We start from the raw sequence: 14,684 nt of genomic DNA, 5'->3' as shown, positions 1-14,684 counted from the left end.
GCGAGCCAGGCCACATGCTTCGCAGCGGTTTGCACTCTGAGCTACGCCGGTCCGCTGAGTGGGTAGGGAATGTCCGCTAGCAAGGCCGCTCGGACCAGAACCGGACAGGCTGAAGTCGACCCAATTCACGTCGTGGGAGCTTGGCGACGACGAAGCCTCACCTCGGTGAAAACATAGACAATCTGCGCGTCACGGATTGTGAGCGTGCGGTTGTCGCCCGTCTTGCCCGTGATGAACGGAAAAGGTGAACTCGGCGTAACGAGCACGAACTCCACCGCTCCGTCGGAGCCGACGCGCGATGCCACGGGCGCCTGCCAGGCGCCCATATCGAATATCGTCTGGCGGTCGGTGCGGCTGACCCGTACCTCCCCCAGCAGGTCGCCGCGATAGTGGGTCGCAAGCATCGCGGCCCGATCGGGGTCGGTGGGAATTTGCAGGGTCCGGCGCCAGGCATCGCGTCGGATCGGATCCGCGACGGCCGCCGCCGCGACCATGCTGTCTGCTTCGGGCCGTCCGTCGAACAGCAATTCCGTCACCTTGCGTGGAAAGGCTTCCATCAGCATGTGCGGTTCGACGAGTTCATCAGGATGACCAGGCCGGCCCCATGTTCGAGCCACCAGATGATGCGGTTGTCCCCTCCCCCGTGGGTACAGGCGTAGATTGGACGGCGGCCATCGCCGCCGGATCGAACATGCACAGGAATGCGAGGGAAGCGATCCACGCCGGTTTCACCATGGCTTCTCCTGACACATCAACGCGCTGCGAACATCGAGCCGTTAGCACCAAGCGCTATCCCGATATGGAAACTTCCGCTTTTACACATGCACTTGCGCGGCACAGCTACCACCTTGCACAGTGATTGCCGAACTCCGAGCATCTGGCAGGCGGTCGCGGTATCTGATGGCGCACTAACCGCGGCGGGCATTTATCGCGGCGTTGGCGGTTTGGGCAGGGCGTGAACCGGCTTGCAGCGAGGTGGCGCCAAGCGGTTGCAGCACCGACCTTCCCACCCATCGGCGGGTTTCCTGGGTTGCCGCATCGGTCCGTCGCACGATCCGCTCCGGTTAACGGCACAACCGGACCGCGCCGGGATCGTTACTCAAACTTGGCGGTTGCGCAGATCACCCAACTACCCGTGGGGTTCGAGTGCCGCGATTTCGCGGCGCATCCCATGAACAGAATGGAGGGGGCGATGACGACCGATTGCGCCTTCCGGCGGGCGGGGATTGGACAAGCGGCTGCGAGTGCGCGCGCCCGACCGGTCGAGTTTAGGAGTGAAGTATGCGAGTGATTTCAAAGAGAGCGCTGTTGCCGCTGGCCGTATGTGCCGTGGCGGTACCGGCCAGCCTGGCGGCGCAGGAGCAGACCCAGCCGCCAGCAGACGTATCCATCTATGGCACCGCCCCGGCGGCGCCTGTCGCAGCCGAAATGGCCAAGGGCCCCGAGATCAAGGGCATTATCTCCGCCCGCAGCGGGGACAAGGTGCAGGTCACCGCCGCCGACGGCGCCCGGACGGTGGTTGCCGTTACCGACGCCACCAAGATCAAGTCCAGCGGCGGCTTCCTGGGCCTGGGCGGCAGCAAGCTCGCGGCGGGCGCGCTGCTCAACGGCCTGCCAGTGACGATCAAGACGCTACAGGCGGGCGACACGCTGGTGGCGAGCCAGATCAACCTGCAGAACAAGGATCTGCGGACCGCGTCGATGATCCATAACGGCACCGACCAGCGCTTTGCCGAGCAGACCGCGGCGACGGACGCGCTGCGCAGCCGCGTGGGCGATATCGACCAATATAACATCAAGGGCACGACCAACGTGAACTTCGACACGGGCAAGGCCGTGCTGTCAGCCCAAGCGAAGGCCGATCTCTGCGCCGCGGCGCAGCAGGCCGAGGGGATGGACAACGCCCTGCTGCTCGTCGTCGGCTATACCGATTCGACGGGAAGCCAGGAGCTCAACCAGACGCTGAGCGAGAAGCGCGCGAGCAGCGTCGTCAACTATCTGCAGCAGGCGTGCAAATGGAAGCCCTATCGCGTGCTGACCCCGACCGGGATGGCCGAAGCCGACCCGCTGGCGGACAATACCACGCCTGAAGGCAAGGCGCAGAACCGCCGCGTCGCGGTGAACATCATGGTCAGCAAAGCCGTCGAAGGCCTGTAATGGGTACGGGGTGGGCGGCGCTCACCCCGTCAGAAGTCTCAAGAAAAACAAGGGCTCCTTTAGCCGGAACGTCGCGCAGCCACCTCGATTGCGTTCGCTTCCCCGCAGCTCAGGATCGCATACGGCTCAGCGGATTCAACAATGAGAAAGAGCGCGGCCCGGACGCGAGCGTCCAGGCACTTTGCTAGTTTGGACCGGCTAACGGCAGATCGACCTTCACGGCGTGAGTCTGGACGGGCATCATGACGAGCAGGGCAGCCATCCAGAACCAGCTACTTGCCATCGAACAATCCGTCCTGCGATCCCGCGGGCGGGTTGAGGCCGAGATGCTTCCAGGCCGAGGCGTTGAGGCAGCGGCCACGCGCGGTACGGGCGATCATGCCGATCTGGATGAGGTAGGGTTCGATCACCTCCTCGACCGTGTCGCGCGGCTCGCTGAGGCCCGCGGCAAGCGTCTCCACGCCCACCGGGCCGCCCCGGTAGATGTCGGCGATCATGGTGAGATAGCGCCGGTCCATCGCATCGAGGCCGAGCGCGTCGACCTCAAGCCGGTTGAGCGCTGCGTCGGCGGCGCGGGCATGGACGACGGTCTCTCCCGCGACATTGGCGAAATCGCGTACGCGGCGCAGCAGGCGGCCAGCGATGCGCGGGGTACCGCGCGCGCGGCGGGCGATCTCTGCCGCGCCGTCCGGGGCGATGCCGAGGTCGAGCAGGCCGGCGGCACGGGTGACGACACGAGTGAGTTCCTCGACCGTGTAGAATTGCAGGCGGACCGGGATACCGAAGCGGTCGCGCAACGGCGTGGTGAGCAGGCCCTGGCGTGTGGTGGCGCCGACCAAAGTGAAGCGCGGGAGATCGATGCGGACAGAACGTGCCGACGGCCCCTCCCCGATCATCAGGTCGAGCGCGCGATCCTCCATCGCGGGATAGAGCACCTCCTCGACCGCTGGCGCGAGCCGGTGGATCTCGTCGATGAAGAGGACGTCGCCATCCTCGAGATTGGTGAGCAACGCCGCGAGATCGCCCGACTTGGCGATGACCGGGCCGGAGGTGGCGCGGAAGCCAACGCCCATTTCCTTGGCGATGATCTGCGCCAGCGTGGTCTTGCCGAGGCCGGGCGGGCCGAAGAACAGGACATGGTCGAGCGCGTCGCCACGTTGCCGGGCAGCTTCGATGAACACGCGGAGGTTGTCGCGTGCGGCGCGCTGGCCGACGAACTCGTCGAGCGACTTGGGGCGCAGCGCTGCATCGACGTCCTCGGGACGGCGGGAGGCGGTGAGGATGCGATCGGGGTCAGTCATTGGAATGAATCAGACCGCCTATATCCACGCGACCATTCCTCGTCAGCGGTGCGATACTGGCGCGCGCGGTATTGAATCGTGTCGATCGCAACATCGGTGCGATTCGAATGGTCGGGATAGCCGACCACATAACCCTGGGCCGGCCCGATCCAGCTACACGACGTCCAGAATTTGGAACGCAAGCGTATGACCTTTCCCGACAGCCCCCCGCCCGCGAGTACTGTTGCACGAACGCCAGTTTCCATTTGCCTCCAGTCGAGCGTCTGTCCGTCCTCGGCCAACCGCACCTTGAGTAGCACCGCCTCCTTCGGCACCCCCGAAGGGGGATCGGCAAGCACAACGCTGCGATGATCGAACGCACCCCGGCACGCCTGGGCGGGAATTGCAGCAGACACGCCGATCACCAGAAAGAGAAGCACGCGCATCACTTCGCCGCCTTTCGCAAGGCCAGCCGGACTAGCGCGTCGAGGCTCGCGTTCGGCCCCAGCTCGTCGTGCGCGGTGTTGACCGCATTGCTCGCCTCGGCGGGCTTGAAGCCGAGGTTGAGCATCGCGGAAACCGCGTCGTTCGCGGCGCCGCTGGCCGGGATCGCCGCCCCCGCCCCGCCGCCGCCGAGCGCGATGGCGCCGGCCTTGTCCTTCAATTCGTTGACGATGCGCTGGGCGAGCTTCGGACCGACCCCATTGGCGCGCGCGATCATCGCCGCGTCGGCGCGGGCGACGGCGGTCTGCACCTCGGCCGGGGAGAGGATCGAGAGAATGGCGAGCGCGACCTTGGCCCCTACCCCCTGAACGCTGGTGAGCAGGCGGAACCAGTTGCGCTCATCGGCCGAGGCGAAGCCCATCAGGCGGATCGAATCCTCGCTGACCAGCATTTCGGTATGGACGGTGACGAACTCGCCGAGGCTCCCCAGCGCAGCCAGCGTCTTTGCCGACGCGCCAACGAGATAGCCGACGCCGTTCACGTCGATCACCGCATGATCGATGCCGGTGGCCGCGAGATGGCCGTTCAAATGCGCGATCATTTGCAGGTATCCAGATACCGGAAAGTCTCAAACGTCCGGCTCTTACGCGCGCGCGCGCATCCGGGCGACCTGCGTCCGGCGGCATCGAGGGAAAGGTAACAGGCCATGCCGGTACATAAGCGGAACAGCCCGAAGTAGGAAAGCGAAATTGCGGTCCGGCTCTTGGCATACAGGGCAGCCGCCCCATCTCATCCACGGATAGGGGGACAGAACGGATGCTGACGATCGGATTGCTGCTGGGATGGGCGGCATTGCTGCTCGCCGGGGCCACGCGCACCGGGCAGTCCATGCGATCCGCGCTGATCAAGCGGCCAGCCAGCTGGCTGAACCGTTTCAGTCGCGGTCAGGCGATCTTCGCCGCAGTGCTGATGCTGTTCGCCGGACTGATCTTCTGGATCATGGGAGAGGCGGGACTGCGGTTCGCCAGCCTCTATGCCCCGGAACTGATCGGATTGCTGGCCAGCGTCGAGTTCACCGCGGCCATCGATGCCGTCGCAGTGGCGATCGCCACCGCCGCTTCGGTCCGGCTGCGCGGCGTGATGGCGTGGGTGAAGATGCACCTGCCGGGACAGGGATCGCGCACGCGCCGTACGCAGCGGACCCGACGGACCCGCCCGCCCGCCAACGACGCCGACGGGCCTGCGCCGGCGCTTCTTGCCCTGGCAGCCTGAGGCAAGGCCAGGCGCAGCTTGCCATAGTGCCGCCTTCACGCGAGGGTGCGCGCCGGGGCAAGATCGGGGAGGGAAAGCATGTCGTTCTGGAAAATCGACCTGACGACCGAGGACGGCGCGGCGAATGCCGCCGCCACGGGTGGAACGGCGTGTTTCATCGCCGGCGGCCTGACCCTGCTGGGCGCGGTGTTCATCGTTGGTGCGGCGAGCCTCGGCGCCCAGGCGCCCGTCATACTCGGCTTCGCCGCCGCCTCGATCGTCATCTACCTCTCCGCCGGAATCCGGCTGCGCGAGGGCAAGGGTGTCTTCTGGGGTGGGGCCGCAGTTGCGCTGTTGCTGATCGAGGCGCTTTCCAAGCTGATGACGCTGAGCCTGTTCGGGCTGCTCATCAACGCGATCCTGCTGATCGTGATCGTGATCGTGAATGGCGTTCGTGGGGCCTGGGCTCTGCGCAAGGGCGGCTTCGACGAGGCAGCCGCCGAGATCTTCGAATAGGGCCTAGCGCGCCAGTGCCCGCGCGCTGGCGAGATGGTGGGCGTGGCAGATCGCCACGGCGAGCGCGTCGGCAGCATCGGCGCCCGCGATCTTGATACCGGGGAGCAGGCGGGCGACCATCGCATGAACCTGTGCCTTCTCGGCAGTACCCGTGCCCACCACGGCCTTCTTGACCAGGCGCGGCGCGTATTCACCGACATCGAGCCCCGCACGTGCCGCAGCCGCGATGGCGACGCCGCGGGCATGGGCCAGCTTCAGTGTCGATTGCGGGTTGGAGTTGACGAACACCTCCTCCACCGCCGCGCCCTGCGGCGCGTGATCGGCGATCAGCGCGGCCAGCATCGCGTCGAGATGCGCGAGCCGGCGCGGCAGCGGCGCCTTGGCATCGGTCTTGAGCTGACCATTGGCGAGGTGGCTGAGGCGGTTGCCCTCAGCACGGATCAGCCCCCAGCCGGTGGTGCCGAGGCCGGGATCGAGGCCCAGAAGAATCATCAGAACCACATTTCGAACTGGGGATCGTCTTCCTCGGGCGCGTCGTAGGCGAGGTCTTCCCAATCGTCCGACGGCGATGCCGCGCGCTTGCAGCGCAGCGTGGCGAGGTCCGTCTTGCCTTCGCTCACATGGATGCCCGACCAGGTTTTGCCCGGAACCTGCGTATATTGCCCGCCGATACCCCAGAAGACGACATAGCTGTGATCGCCGCGCGTGAAGCGCAGATGCCGCTGCGATCCCCCGCCCCCGCCGACGATGAAGCCGCGACGGACATTGCTCCACCTGGCATCGCTGGCGATGTCGATCGCCGGTTTGCTGAGTGGGCCATAGCGATAATGGAGCTTGCCGCCATTCGCGCAGATGCTGCCCACCGATTTGCCGAAGCCACAGGTATAGACGATCTTCTCGCCCGCGCGGCACTGGCTGGCCGGTGCGGATGATGGTCCGGCCGTCAGGGGCGTGACCGCCGGCGCCGCGAGCACCGTGGACAGGCCAGCGAGCAGAAGCGCGCGCGCGATCATCTCAGAGCCGCAGGCCGAAGCGCGGACCGATCGCGATCATGCCGAGATAGAGCACGAAGGTCAGCGCGCAGCCCCCGACGAGCGCGATCCAGAAATTGACGCCGCTGCGCAACAGCACCGGGATCAACAGGAACATCGGCAGCGAGGGCAGCACGTACCAGAAGGTCGCCTCGGCATGATGCGCCATATTCTCGGCGTCCGGGCGCCCGCTCCACAGCAGGATCATGCCGAGGATCGAGACCAGGGGCAGCGAGGCGACGAGGGCGGCAAGCGCGGGCTGGCGCTTGCCGATCTCAGCGATCGCCACGATCAGCGCGCCCGAGAGCAGCGCCTTGGCGATCAGCGCGAACATTATCCGAGCTTTTCCATCACCGCGTCGGAGACTTCGTAATTACCCCACACGGTCTGGACGTCGTCATCGTCGTCGAGCGCGTCGATCAGCTTGAACAGCGTCGCGGCGTCATTCTCGTCGACCTCGACCATCGTCTGCGGCTTCCAGGCGAGCTTGGCGCCCTCCGCCTCGCCCAGCACCGATTCGAGCGCCTTGGCGACTTCGTGCAGGTCGGCGTTGGAGGTCCAGATCTCGTGGCCGTCCTCGCTCGAGGTCACGTCCTCGGCCCCGGCTTCGAGCGCGGCCTCGAACACCTTTTCGGCATCGCCGGCGCTGGCCGGATAGTTGATCAGGCCGACGCGGTCGAAGGCGTGGCTGACCGAACCCGAGGCGCCGAGGTTGCCGCCGTTCTTGGAGACGGCGGTGCGGACGTTGGTCGCGGTGCGGTTGCGGTTGTCGGACAGCGCCTCGATGATCAGGCTGACGCCGCCGGGGCCGAAGCCCTCATAGCGGATTTCCTCGTAATTCTCGCCGTCGCCCTTGCTCGCCTTGTCGATCGCGCGCTGGATATTGTCCTTGGGCATCGACTGCGCCTTGGCGGCGTTGACCGCCGCGCGCAGGCGCGGATTCATGTCGGGATCGGGCAAGCCCATCTTGGCCGCGACGGTGATTTCGCGGCTGAGCTTGGAGAACATGCCCGAGCGCTTCTTATCCTGCGCGCCCTTGCGGTGCATGATGTTCTTGAATTTGGAATGGCCTGCCATGGGTCGTCTCTGTGCAAATGTGTGGCGGCGTCTCTAGGCGAGAGGCGGGGCGGCGCGCAATGCTTACCCGTCATCCCGATCTTCTGCCGGGGGCCAGCTTTCCGCACCCGAGACGAAAGAGGCTGGAGGGCATTGCCTGCGGGACGGTGGATCCCGGCACAAGGCCGGGATGACGAACCCAGGCTACGCCCCGCTGACCGTGACCGCCGTGCCGGATGCCGAGACCATCAGCATCGACCCGCCCTTGCCGATCACTTCGTAATCGAAATCGATGCCGATCACGCCATTGGCTCCGAGCGCGCGAGCTTCATCCACCAGCTCGTCGAGCGCGGTCTTGCGCGCTTCCTTGAGCGGGCGCTCATAGCTGCCGGAGCGGCCACCAACGATGTCGCGGATGCCCGCAAAGATATCGCGGAAGATGTTGGCGCCGATGATGACCTCAGCCGTCACGATGCCGTGATAACGGGTGACGCCGTGGCCATCGACGGTGCTGGTAGTGGTCAGAATCATAGGGGGGATTCCTTTGCTTGTGTCGGCTTCGCCGACGCGGCGCCGGCCCGCTCCCCCACCCGGCCACCCATAGGATACTGGCGTCGGGTGGCCGGGTGGGGGAGCGGACTGGTGCCGCAATCCGGTTCAGCGACCGCTGAACCGGACAAGCATTAGCTCATGCCCAGCGCGTTGCGATAGGTTTCGAGAAGCGCGTCCTGCTCGTCGAGCTGGTGCTTCTCCATCTTGCGCAGGCGCACGATGGTGCGGATCGTCTTGGCGTCGAACCCGGTCGACTTGGCTTCGGTGTAGACATCCTTGATGTCGTCGCTGATGCCCTTTTTCTCTTCTTCCAGCCGCTCGATCCGCTCGATCAGAAGGCGCAGCTGCTCGGCAGAAATCGAGTCGCTCATGTCCTGCTCCAAATAAGGTGCCAATTAGGGTGAACGCGGGCGTTTAGCGGCTGGAGCAAGGGGTGCAAGGGGCCTGCGGCGGATCGCTGTGGATAGGCCGAAACGCCCATTACCTGTGACGTAATTGGAATGATTCGGCGGAACGGCGACCTTGCAATCACCGCGGCGGAGATGCCGCACGATCGTAAGGGAGAACCAAGATGATCCGCTTTCCGCTCAATGTCCGCCAGGCGATGGTCGTCGATTTCGTCGGCACCGGCGCCACCGCCGTCCTCGCCATCGCCGCCGCCGGCTTCACCGCCGGCCTCACCGACCTGCCCGAACCGCTGATCCGCGGCGCCGGCCTGGCGCTGATCCCGTTTCTTGCGCTGGTGCTCGCGATGGCGGTCAAGCCGGCGCGCGGCGGAGTGATCGCGGTGATCGCGATCAACATCGCCTGGGTGATCGCCAGCTTCGTGACGATGGCCGCCTTCGTCAGCCCCAACGCGTTCGGCTATGTCTTCGTGACGGCGCAGGCGCTGGCGGTGGCGCTGTTCGCGGAGCTCCAGATCCTGGCGCTCCGCAACGAGGGCAAGGCCGCCCGCGCCTATGCCTGAGGCGGATTGTCCGTGCCTGCTTCCACCCGGCCGTCGCGACGATGGCCGGGTGGAACCGTGTCAGGGCTTGCGCGGCTTGCGGCGCTCCATCGAACCGGACGGCATGTATTTGGCCGACAGCGCCTCCGCCTCCGCCGGTGTGACGCCCGCGCGCGTGAGCGCTTCGACCAAAGCGCGTTCGGGGGCGACCTTGATGTCGGGGGTAACGCCGGTTCCCTCCCAGCCCTTGTCGCCCGGAAAATAGCTGTGGCCGAAGGGGATGAAGGCCGAATAGCCCCCGCCCAGCTTCACCTCGCCGCCATAGTTCCCCGCCCCCGCCGTGGTATCGCCGATCAGCGTGGCGCGCTTCGTTCCCTTGAACGACGAGGCAAGATGCTCCGCCGCCGACGCGGTGCGCGGCGAAACCAGGTAATAGATCTTTGCATTCACCCATGGGCTGGCGGGACTGACGGGCGTGACCCGGTGCTCGCTGCGCGCAAGCTCTACCGGGGCATCGACCTTCACCAGCGAACGATAGGGCAGCGGCCCCTCCGCCTCGGCGACCGAGGCGCGGGTGTCCATCACCATCACCGCCTGCGCCTTTGCGAAGATGCGCGGGAAGAGAACGTCCATCTCCTCCAGCCCGCCGCCGCGATGGGTGCGCGCGTCGATGATCAGGGTCTTCGCCCCCGCATTCGCGTCGAGGAATTCGGCGAAGGCCTTGAGCGTCTCGGGCTGGCCGTAAAAGCCGTTGAAGCGGACGAAGGCGATGCCGGGCGCGATCATCCCCGCCTGCTCCATCGGCGCGGACGGCGGCGCTTTCTGCGCCCCGCCCTGAGCGGCCTGGGGCGGAGGCGGCGGGCCGCCGACCGGGAACATGGCCAGATGGCCGTCGGGCGCGACCGCCTGAAGATCCGCCGTCACCGCGCGTGCGAACGCACCGCTGTCGGTGAAGTCATCATAGCCCCCGGCCGCAAGCTTGGCGCGCAGCGCGGCGGCGTAGCGTTTGGCGACGTCGGGAAAGACGAAGGTCTTTTCGATCTCGTCAGCCAACTTCGCCACCGCTTTCTTCGCCTCGGCCGCCTCGAAGATCGCGATCTCGGCGTTGGGCGCCGTCACCTTGGTCAGGGTCTGAGCCATCGCCGGCGGTGCCACCACCGTCAGCATGGCCGCCGCGAGAACATGCTTACGCATCAACACTCTCCATGATTCGACATACGACGTGTTCTACCCCGCCAACACGCCTTTTGCGGGCGATCTGAACCGACTATGCAACGAAAATCGGCAATGGCGGAGGTGCAGGCGGCGAAGATGGGCAGGCTCGACGCATTCGACATCCAGCTGCTCAATCTGCTGCAGGCGAACGCGCTGGCGACCGCCGAGCAGCTCGCGCGCGAAGTGCCCCTTTCCGCCTCCGCCGTCACCCGGCGCGTGCGGCGGCTGCGCGCGGAGAGCTGGATCACGGCGGACACCGCGGTGGTCTCGCCGAAGCTGACCGACAAGAGGCTTCGCGCGCTAGTGAACGTGCAGGTCCATGAACATGCCGAGGAACGCGGGATCGCCGCGCTGCGCGCGAAGCTGGCGGCGGTGCCGGAAGTGCAGATGATCCTGGATGTCGCCGGCGCCAACGACCTCGCCGTGCTGATCAGCGCGCGCGACATGGCGGACTATAACGATCTGGCCGAGCGGCTGTTTCAGGAAGATCCGGCGGTACGGCGATACGAGACGGGCTTCGTCAAACGGGTACACAAGCAGAGCGCGGCGATCCCGCTGCGCACGGAGGATTGCGACTAATCACAACGGGGGAGGAAACGATGAACAACGCGAATTGGCTGACGTTGCCGCAGCTATCGGGCGGCGCGGATCTGGCGTTGCTGGCGATGCGGCTGGTGGTGGGCGGATTCCTGGTCTTCGGCGTGTGGGACAATATCGTCAGCGCCGAGCGGATGGCCGAGTTCGAGACGTTTCTGACCATCAAGGGATTCGCGATGCCGGGGCTGATGGCCCCCCTCTCCGTCTATGCGCAGTTTCTGGTCGGAATCGCCTTCATCGCCGGATTCGCGATCCGCTGGGCGGGGCTGGTCTGCGCATTCAACTTCATCGTCGCACTGGTGATGGTCGATGCGGCGCTCGGCATCCGGCTGGCCTTTCCGGCGGCGGCCTTGGTGACGATCGGGCTGATGTTCGCAACGATCGGCGCGGGGCGTTTTTCAATCGACTGGATCGTTTCGAAGGGGCCGCCATCCTGAAGAGGATGGCGCGAGTGACGGGGCTCGAACCCGCGACCTCCGGCGTGACAGGCCGGCGCTCTAACCAACTGAGCTACACCCGCTTAAGTCCTGCGCCGCGGCGCTTTCCCTTGCGAGAGCGCGGCAACTAGACGGGGGGTTCGGGGCTGTCAACAGCCCTTTCATGCAGATTGTTGCGATTATTTTTCGCGCCCGGCGGCAACGGAGTTCCGCCGGCCACCAAGGTGCCGTGTTCGAACAGGAAACCAGCGATGTCGGGCTTGCCCGCCGCATTGAGCACGGTCTGGAAGATGATCAGCAGCGGCACGGCGAGCAGCGCGCCGGGCGTTCCCCATACCCAGCCCCAGAAGCTTAATGAGATCAGGATCATGATCGGATTGATCGTCAAACGCCGTCCGACGATCAGCGGGGTCACGACATTCGCCTCGATCAGATGCAGGACGATCATGATCCCGGCGGGCGCCAGCGCGGTCCACACATCCTGATAGGTCATGAGCCCGCCCAGGGCGAGCAGCATCGCCGCGAAGATCGGCCCCAGATAGGGGATATAGTTGAGCAGGGTGACGATGCCGCCCCACATCAGCGGGCTGGGCATGTCGATCAGCCACAATGCCCCCGCGACGAGCAGGCCCAGCGTCACGTTGATCGCGGTGATCGTGCCGAGATAGGCCGAGGTATCGTCGACCACGTCCTGGATCACCCGCGCGGTCGCCATCGCCCCGCCAAAGCTGGTGCGGCTGGTGATCGCCCGGCGACGCAGCCGCGTCCAACCCGACAGGAAGAAGAAGATCACCAGGATCGCGAAGAACATCTCGATAAAGGCGGTCGGCGCCGCGGTGGTGACGAATTCGAGCAGCGAGCGCGGCGGTTCGGCAGCGGCACGGGTCGGGCCGATCGGACGGTGCGCAAACTCCTGAATCGTCTTGTTCACGAAGGACTCGAGGTTGGCGTAGAAATCAATCAGCGGCTTCACGTTCGACTGGATATTGTCGATCCGCTCCGGAATCGCGGTGAGCCAGCCCCAGGCGGGCACGACGATCGAGACGATCGCGGCATTGGCGGCCGTGAGGAACAACAGCACGCAGATCAGCGAGGCGAGCGGCGCGGGCACCCGGTGCCGCTCAAGCCATTCGAGCACCGGTACCAGCGCAACCGCGATGACCAACGCCGCGGTGAGCGGCATGAAGAAGGCCGAACCAGCCTGAAGCGCGAAAGGCAAAGCGAGGAACAAGCCGGCACCGGCCATCAGCGTGAGCGCGGCCAGCAGCCGGTCGCGGCGATTCTCCGCTTCGGTGTCTTCCACGGGAGTCACGAGCGGCTGAAGCGGCGGCTTGGGAAACGACCCAGCGCCAGTCTCCGCTTCCTCTACCCTGCCCGCCTGTTCGACCAACTCCCGCTCCTCTACGCGCCGTCGCCTCTGCCTGCCGTCACCCCGGCCTTGTGCCCGGGTCCACGGCGCCACACCGGCGGGGCTTGAGCCTCCTGTCCAGCTCTTGCCTCCCGGTGGACCCCGGCACAAGGCCGGGATGACGGTGCGAGAAGAATGACCAGCACTCTTTTCTAGCGTGATTTGCGTGTCTTGTAATCCCGGCGTCCGCGGTTTGAGTGCCGCGCCGGCCCGCTCCCCCTCCCAGCCACCCACAGCGTATTCTGAATGGGTGGCCGGGAGGGGAGCGAACCGGTGCAGCTTCCGCGTCAGCGGAAAGCGGCTATCATACGCCCATGGGAGACACACTGCTGGTCATCGACGAGGGAACGACCTCGACCCGCGCGATGCTGTTCGCGCGGGACGGGACGCCGCTCGCAAGCCAATCCGCCGAACTGACGCAATATTATCCCGCACCCGGGCTGGTCGAGCATGACGCGGCCGAAATCTGGGAGAAGACGCTGCGCTGCGCGACCGCGATGGTCGAGAAGGCGGGCGGCGCGGACGCGATCGCCGCGATCGGCATCACCAACCAACGCGAGACAGTGGTGTTCTGGGACAAGGTCACCGGCGAGCCGCTGGCGCCCGCGATCGTGTGGCAGGACCGGCGCAGCGCGGCGATCTGCCGTGAGCTTAAGGAGGCGGGCGAGGAACCGGGCGTGCAGGCGCGCACCGGCCTGCTGCTCGATCCCTATTTCAGCGGCACCAAGATCGCCTGGGCGATGCGGGAATGGCCGCAATTGCGTGAAGCGGGCGACCGGCTGGCGATCGGTACGGTCGAGAGCTGGTTGGTGTGGAAGCTGACTGGAGGGTTGCATATCACCGACGCGACCAACGCTTCCCGCACGCTGCTGATGGGCCTTGGCAGCGGCGGGTGGAGCGACGGGTTGCTCGACCTGTTCGGCGCGCCTCGCGCGGCGCTGCCCGAGATCGTCGACTGCGCCGGGCGGTTCGGCGCGACATCGATCTTCGGCGGATCGATCCCGATCTGCGGCATGGCAGGCGACCAGCAGGCCGCGACCATCGGCCAGGCATGCCTGTCGCCCGGCGATACCAAGGCGACCTATGGCACCGGCGCCTTCGTGCTGACCAACGCCGGCGAGCGCCAGCCCGCGTCGAAGAACCGGCTGCTGTCGACCGTGCTGTGGCAGATGGGCGGGCGGCGCACCTATGCGATCGAGGGATCGGTGTTCGTCGCGGGCAGCCTGGTCAAATGGCTGCGCGATTCGCTGGGGCTGATCGCCAATGCCGGCGAGACCGAGGGACTGGCGCGATCCGTGCCCGACAATGGCGGCGTCTATTTCGTGCCCGCGCTCACCGGGCTAGGCGCGCCATATTGGGAGCCGGACGCGCGCGGGGCGATCAGCGGCCTCAGCCTTGCCAGCACCAAGGCGCATGTCGTCCGCGCCGCACTGGAGGCGATGGCGCACCAGAGCCATGACCTGAAGGCCGCCTTCGCCGCCGACGGCGCCGATTGGTCGAGCCTGCGGATCGACGGCGGGATGGTGACCAACGACTGGATCGCGCAGGACCTGGCCGATGTGCTGGACGTGACGGTCGAACGGCCCGCCTTCACCGAGACGACGGCATTGGGCGCGGCGATGCTGGCGGGCGTGGGTTGCGGGATGTTCGCCGGGCTGGACGAAGCGGCGGCGATGCGGGGCGAGGTTGAGCGATTCGAGCCGGGAATGGATGCGGAGGCCCGCGCGGCGCGATTGGCGGGGTGGCGAAGCGCCGTCGCAGCGGTGTTGCCGGGTCGCGTCGACTGACCCCGGC

Annotated in this window: 19 protein-coding genes and 1 tRNA gene; 7 read left to right on the top strand and 13 right to left on the bottom strand. The window is 66.2% G+C overall.

Going from position 1 to position 14,684, the window contains the following annotated elements; translation table 11 throughout:
* Positions 1 to 125: 125 nt before the first annotated feature.
* A complete protein-coding gene (locus AC07M1_RS13740) occupies positions 126 to 563 on the bottom strand; it encodes a hypothetical protein (RefSeq protein WP_495163182.1) in 438 nt (145 codons plus the stop codon).
* Between the two features lie 718 nt (positions 564 to 1,281).
* Between AC07M1_RS13740 and AC07M1_RS13735 the strand changes: the two genes are divergently transcribed.
* Entirely contained in the window at positions 1,282 to 2,157 is an 876-nt protein-coding gene (locus AC07M1_RS13735; RefSeq protein ID WP_495163181.1) for an OmpA family protein, read from the top strand.
* A gap of 272 nt (positions 2,158 to 2,429) precedes the next feature.
* On the opposite strand, the gene ruvB is transcribed toward AC07M1_RS13735, so the two are convergent.
* The 3 genes from ruvB to ruvA are packed head-to-tail and all read right to left on the bottom strand — an operon-like array spanning position 2,430 to position 4,482.
* The gene (gene ruvB / locus AC07M1_RS13730; protein ID WP_495163180.1) at positions 2,430 to 3,458 is read right to left on the bottom strand and encodes a Holliday junction branch migration DNA helicase RuvB; all 1,029 of its coding nucleotides are present in this window, start codon (positions 3,456 to 3,458) and stop codon (positions 2,430 to 2,432) included.
* The gene (locus tag AC07M1_RS13725) at positions 3,455 to 3,883 is read right to left on the bottom strand and encodes a hypothetical protein (RefSeq protein ID WP_495163179.1); all 429 of its coding nucleotides are present in this window, start codon (positions 3,881 to 3,883) and stop codon (positions 3,455 to 3,457) included. The genes ruvB and AC07M1_RS13725 overlap by 4 nt, the downstream gene beginning before the upstream one ends.
* Positions 3,883 to 4,482, bottom strand: a complete 600-nt coding sequence (gene ruvA / locus AC07M1_RS13720) for a Holliday junction branch migration protein RuvA (RefSeq protein WP_495163178.1) — start codon at positions 4,480 to 4,482, stop codon at positions 3,883 to 3,885. The genes AC07M1_RS13725 and ruvA overlap by 1 nt, the downstream gene beginning before the upstream one ends.
* Positions 4,483 to 4,697: 215 nt before the next feature.
* On the opposite strand from ruvA, the gene AC07M1_RS13715 reads away from it, so the two are divergent.
* Together AC07M1_RS13715 and AC07M1_RS13710 are read left to right on the top strand one after the other, a co-directional pair.
* Positions 4,698 to 5,153: a hypothetical protein gene (locus tag AC07M1_RS13715; RefSeq protein ID WP_495163177.1), complete on the top strand. Its 456-nt coding sequence runs from the start codon at positions 4,698 to 4,700 to the stop codon at positions 5,151 to 5,153.
* 78 nt (positions 5,154 to 5,231) lie between these two features.
* On the top strand, positions 5,232 to 5,648 hold the full coding sequence (locus AC07M1_RS13710) for a hypothetical protein (protein ID WP_495163176.1): 417 nt from the start codon (positions 5,232 to 5,234) through the stop codon (positions 5,646 to 5,648).
* 3 nt (positions 5,649 to 5,651) lie between these two features.
* Here the strand turns inward: AC07M1_RS13710 and ruvC are convergent, their stop codons facing one another.
* From ruvC to AC07M1_RS13680, 6 genes are all read right to left on the bottom strand, one after another.
* Complete coding sequence (ruvC, locus tag AC07M1_RS13705) at positions 5,652 to 6,140, bottom strand: crossover junction endodeoxyribonuclease RuvC (RefSeq protein ID WP_495163175.1); 489 nt, start codon at positions 6,138 to 6,140, stop codon at positions 5,652 to 5,654.
* The gene (locus AC07M1_RS13700) at positions 6,140 to 6,661 is read right to left on the bottom strand and encodes a hypothetical protein (protein WP_495163174.1); all 522 of its coding nucleotides are present in this window, start codon (positions 6,659 to 6,661) and stop codon (positions 6,140 to 6,142) included. Before AC07M1_RS13700 ends, ruvC begins: the two co-directional genes overlap by 1 nt.
* A gap of 1 nt (position 6,662) precedes the next feature.
* On the bottom strand, positions 6,663 to 7,013 hold the full coding sequence (locus AC07M1_RS13695) for a DUF3147 family protein (protein WP_495163173.1): 351 nt from the start codon (positions 7,011 to 7,013) through the stop codon (positions 6,663 to 6,665).
* Complete coding sequence (locus tag AC07M1_RS13690; protein WP_495163172.1) at positions 7,013 to 7,756, bottom strand: YebC/PmpR family DNA-binding transcriptional regulator; 744 nt, start codon at positions 7,754 to 7,756, stop codon at positions 7,013 to 7,015. The genes AC07M1_RS13695 and AC07M1_RS13690 overlap by 1 nt, the downstream gene beginning before the upstream one ends.
* A gap of 183 nt (positions 7,757 to 7,939) precedes the next feature.
* Positions 7,940 to 8,266, bottom strand: coding sequence for a heavy metal-binding domain-containing protein (locus tag AC07M1_RS13685; protein ID WP_495163171.1), 327 nt, complete (start codon positions 8,264 to 8,266; stop codon positions 7,940 to 7,942).
* A 152-nt stretch (positions 8,267 to 8,418) separates the two neighbouring features.
* Positions 8,419 to 8,658, bottom strand: coding sequence for a DUF2312 domain-containing protein (locus AC07M1_RS13680; RefSeq protein WP_495163170.1), 240 nt, complete (start codon positions 8,656 to 8,658; stop codon positions 8,419 to 8,421).
* A gap of 200 nt (positions 8,659 to 8,858) precedes the next feature.
* Here AC07M1_RS13680 and AC07M1_RS13675 point away from each other — a divergent pair, with 200 nt between their 5' ends.
* Entirely contained in the window at positions 8,859 to 9,254 is a 396-nt protein-coding gene (locus AC07M1_RS13675) for a hypothetical protein (RefSeq protein ID WP_495163169.1), read from the top strand.
* Positions 9,255 to 9,314: 60 nt separating this feature from the next.
* Here AC07M1_RS13675 and AC07M1_RS13670 read toward each other — a convergent pair whose 3' ends face one another.
* Positions 9,315 to 10,427 carry a S41 family peptidase gene (locus AC07M1_RS13670; protein WP_495163168.1) on the bottom strand — a complete coding sequence of 371 codons (1,113 nt, stop codon included), beginning with the start codon at positions 10,425 to 10,427 and terminating at the stop codon, positions 9,315 to 9,317.
* Between the two features lie 93 nt (positions 10,428 to 10,520).
* Here AC07M1_RS13670 and AC07M1_RS13665 point away from each other — a divergent pair, with 93 nt between their 5' ends.
* Together AC07M1_RS13665 and AC07M1_RS13660 are read left to right on the top strand one after the other, a co-directional pair.
* The gene (locus AC07M1_RS13665) at positions 10,521 to 11,027 is read left to right on the top strand and encodes an Lrp/AsnC family transcriptional regulator (protein WP_495163167.1); all 507 of its coding nucleotides are present in this window, start codon (positions 10,521 to 10,523) and stop codon (positions 11,025 to 11,027) included.
* A 20-nt stretch (positions 11,028 to 11,047) separates the two neighbouring features.
* On the top strand, positions 11,048 to 11,482 hold the full coding sequence (locus tag AC07M1_RS13660; RefSeq protein WP_495163166.1) for a DoxX family protein: 435 nt from the start codon (positions 11,048 to 11,050) through the stop codon (positions 11,480 to 11,482).
* 6 nt (positions 11,483 to 11,488) lie between these two features.
* Here AC07M1_RS13660 and AC07M1_RS13655 read toward each other — a convergent pair.
* Together AC07M1_RS13655 and AC07M1_RS13650 are read right to left on the bottom strand one after the other, a co-directional pair.
* Positions 11,489 to 11,565 (bottom strand) — tRNA-Asp (locus AC07M1_RS13655).
* A gap of 44 nt (positions 11,566 to 11,609) precedes the next feature.
* Positions 11,610 to 12,872: an AI-2E family transporter gene (locus AC07M1_RS13650; protein ID WP_495163165.1), complete on the bottom strand. Its 1,263-nt coding sequence runs from the start codon at positions 12,870 to 12,872 to the stop codon at positions 11,610 to 11,612.
* A 332-nt stretch (positions 12,873 to 13,204) separates the two neighbouring features.
* Here AC07M1_RS13650 and glpK point away from each other — a divergent pair, with 332 nt between their 5' ends.
* Positions 13,205 to 14,677: a glycerol kinase GlpK gene (gene glpK / locus AC07M1_RS13645; protein WP_495163164.1), complete on the top strand. Its 1,473-nt coding sequence runs from the start codon at positions 13,205 to 13,207 to the stop codon at positions 14,675 to 14,677.
* Positions 14,678 to 14,684 lie beyond the last annotated feature (7 nt).

This window comes from Sphingomonas sp. GW821-FHT10C01 (genome assembly GCF_059415525.1).
The sequence above is the reverse complement of the archived record's forward strand: the minus strand, read 5'-3'. Positions and strand labels throughout refer to the sequence as shown.